We start from the raw sequence: 3,140 nt of genomic DNA, 5'->3' as shown, positions 1-3,140 counted from the left end.
GCACCCCATGTGTCCGCGAACACCGCCAAGCTGGTTTCCCGGCTGCCAAGATCGAAAGCTGAAGGCATCCGGCGGAATTCAGGGACACGTGGCGACCTTCGCGCTTACACTGGATTTTGGCAAGATTCGAGCGGCGACATCGCCTGAAGCGGAAAACCACACATGCTTGAAAAGTTTCTGAATATCTTCCGGATTCCTGACCTGCGCAAGCGGGTTCTGTTTACATTGGGCATTCTCGCCGTGTACCGTCTGGGTGCATTCATCCCCACCCCCGGCGTCAACACTCACCAGCTTGAGCTTCTGTTCAACGCGCAAAGCGGGTCGGCACTCGGCCTGATGGACTTGTTCGGCGGCGGTAACCTTCGTAGAATGACCATCTTCGCGCTGGGCATCATGCCGTATATCACCGCGTCGATCATCTTCCAGCTGCTAACCGTGGTGTACGAGCCGCTGGCGCGCATCCAGAAGGAAGGCGAACTCGGCCGCCGGAAGATCACACAGTGGACCCGCTATATGACCATCGTTCTGGGCGCCCTGCAGTCTATCGGAATTGCGGCCATTCTGACCAAACAGGGCCTGGTGCTCGATCCGGGAATCGGATTCAGTCTGATGACGGTTCTGACCCTGACCACCGGCACCGCATTCATCATGTGGCTGGGCGAGCAGATTACCGACCGCGGCATCGGCAACGGCATGAGCCTGCTGATCTTTGCCGGCATTATCGCCGGCCTGCCTCGCGGCGTGGCTGACCTGGTGGGCAAGGTGCAAACCGCTGCCTGGGGAAACTTCACCATTTTCGCAGTCTTGCTGCTGGCTGTCGCCATGATCGCGGTTGTGGCGTTCATCGTCTTCGTAGAGCGTTCGGAGCGTCGCATTCCCATCCAGAGCGCCCGGCGCATCGTGGGCCGGCGCATGATGGGCGGTTCTTCGAGCCACCTGCCTTTGAAAGTGAACTCGGGCGGCGTCATGCCCGTCATCTTTGCCAGCTCCATCTTGTCGGCCCCGCTTCTGTTCGGGCAGATGGAGTGGGTGCAAAGCAACCGCTTTTTCCAGCCCATTATTCAGGCGCTCGCACCGGGCTATCCCTGGTATGAGCTGCTGTACATGCTGGGCATCGTCTTCTTTGCCTACTTCTATGTATCGATCGTGATGAAGCCGGACGATATTGCTGACAATTTCCGCAAATCCGGATCTTTCATTCCCGGCATTCGGCCCGGAAAGCGCACTTCAGACTTCATCAACGACATCCTTACCCGGATCACGCTGGTCGGCGCGATCTACCTCATCATCATTTCCCTGGTGCCCACCTTCCTGATTTCGGGCATTCGTTTTGACAAGCTCTGGCTCGTCGGCAGGTTCTTTGAGAGCTTGCCTACGTGGGCCACACACGGTTTGGGGGTCAATTTCTACTTTGGCGGCACCTCGCTGCTCATCGTAGTGGGTGTCGCTATGGACACTGTCAACCAGATCGAATCGCAGCTGATCATGCGCCATTATGACGGCTTTTCCCCGCGTTCCGGTCGTATACGCGGAAGGAAAAACTGGTAATGTCGTCGTCTGCAGCAAGTGTTGAAAGTGCAGTAGAAGCAGCAGTAGAAGGAGATCGAGGGTCGGCAAGGATGATCGTACCTGGACCGATTCTCCTGTTGGGTGCACCGGGCGTGGGGAAAGGTACCCAGGCCAAAGAACTGGTGCACCATTGGGGAATACCCCAGATCTCAACTGGAGACTTGCTCCGAGCCAATGTGGCCCAGGGCACGGCACTGGGAAAGACAGCCAAGGAAATCATGCACCGGGGGGAGCTGGTTCCGGATTCCCTGGTAAATGAGATGGTTGCTGTGAGACTTCAGCAACCGGATACCGTCAAAGGTTACATTCTCGATGGGTTCCCGCGCACTCTGGCGCAGGCACACTGGCTGGATGGGCGGCTTTCGACGCAAACAGAGGCTCTACCGCTGGTTGCCGTCAGTATCCAAGTGGATTATAATCAGTTACTGCGTCGCATTACGGGGCGCAGGAACTGTCCAGTCTGCCAGACCATCTACAACGTCTATTCGAAGCCGCCCCAACGAGCCGGTTTTTGTGACGTTGAAGGGGCTGCACTGACCCAGCGAGCCGATGACACGGAGAAGGCTTTTGCGGAGCGCATGCGCGCCTACGAGGCCCAAACCGCGCCTGTGATTGAGCACTATCGGGAGCTGGGGCGATTTGTGGAAGTGCCTGGAGATGGGCCGATAGCCGTGATTGCGGCTGGAATTGTTGCTTCCGTTGAGCGGCTGCGCCAGTAGTGCAGTGCGCGAACGGTATTTTGTGCGTTTTACGGAAGACAGGTTAGCGAAGTGGCAGTCGTGTTGAAGTCGTCGCAGGAGATCGAAAAGATGCGCCGCGCGGGCAAGGTCGTCCGCGAGGTGCTGGAGCTCGTGCGCAGCCATGTGAAACCCGGTGCGACAACTCTGGATCTTGAGAACGTAGCGGAAACGCGGATCAGTGAACTGGGCGCCAAGCCGGCTTTCAAGGGCTATCACGGTTTTCCATGCGTGCTCTGCACTTCCATCAACAACGAGGTGGTGCACGGCATTCCATCGAAGAAGCGGGTCCTGAAAGAAGGCGACATCGTTTCGGTGGATTGCGGCGCGATTGTGGACGGCTTTTTCGGTGATGCGGCCATCACTGTGCCGGTGGGCGAGAAGATCGCACCCGATACGGCGCGGCTGCTTGAAGTGACAGAGAAGTCGCTGCACGCGGGCATCTCGGTGGTGAAGCCGGGAGCGACGCTTGGGGATATTGGCCACGCGGTCCAGAAAGTGGTCGAAGCCGAGGGGTTCTCGGTGGTACGGGATTTTGTAGGCCATGGGATCGGCAGTCATATGCACGAAGATCCGCAGGTGCCGAACTTCGGCGAAGCGGGTTCCGGCATGAAGTTGCGGGCAGGGATGGTAATTGCGATCGAGCCGATGGTGAACGCCGGCAAGCCGAATGTGCGCGTGTTGCGCGATGGCTGGACGGCAGTGACGGACGATGGAAGTATGAGTGCTCATTTCGAGCACACGGTGGCGGTTACCGACACCGGGGCAAAGGTTCTGACTGAGTAGGTAAAGTAGAAACTCGGTCCAAAACACAGGGGCGCGGAAGCGCCCAGA

The 3,140-nt window shown here is 58.1% G+C and carries 3 protein-coding genes; all 3 read left to right on the top strand.

What is annotated here, in order from left to right:
- Positions 1–162 precede the first annotated feature (162 nt).
- The 3 genes from secY (at position 163) to map (ending at position 3,092) form a co-directional block, all read left to right on the top strand.
- Positions 163–1,548, top strand: a complete 1,386-nt coding sequence (gene secY, locus WA354_RS21095; protein ID WP_472814993.1) for a preprotein translocase subunit SecY — start codon at positions 163–165, stop codon at positions 1,546–1,548.
- 71 nt (positions 1,549–1,619) lie between these two features.
- Positions 1,620–2,288: an adenylate kinase gene (locus WA354_RS21090; protein ID WP_472814992.1), complete on the top strand. Its 669-nt coding sequence runs from the start codon at positions 1,620–1,622 to the stop codon at positions 2,286–2,288.
- Between the two features lie 51 nt (positions 2,289–2,339).
- Positions 2,340–3,092, top strand: coding sequence for a type I methionyl aminopeptidase (gene map, locus WA354_RS21085; RefSeq protein ID WP_472814991.1), 753 nt, complete (start codon positions 2,340–2,342; stop codon positions 3,090–3,092).
- Positions 3,093–3,140 lie beyond the last annotated feature (48 nt).

Source organism: Occallatibacter sp. (assembly GCF_049802275.1).
Classification (GTDB): Bacteria; Acidobacteriota; Terriglobia; order Terriglobales; family Acidobacteriaceae; genus Telmatobacter.
The sequence above is the reverse complement of the archived record's forward strand: the minus strand, read 5'-3'. Positions and strand labels throughout refer to the sequence as shown.

Coding starts and splice junctions, on each gene's coding strand:
- WA354_RS21090 (WP_472814992.1), top strand. CDS start 1,620: ATGATCGTACCTGGACCGATTCTCCTGTTGGGTGCACCGGGCGTGGGG.
- secY (WP_472814993.1), top strand. CDS start 163: ATGCTTGAAAAGTTTCTGAATATCTTCCGGATTCCTGACCTGCGCAAG.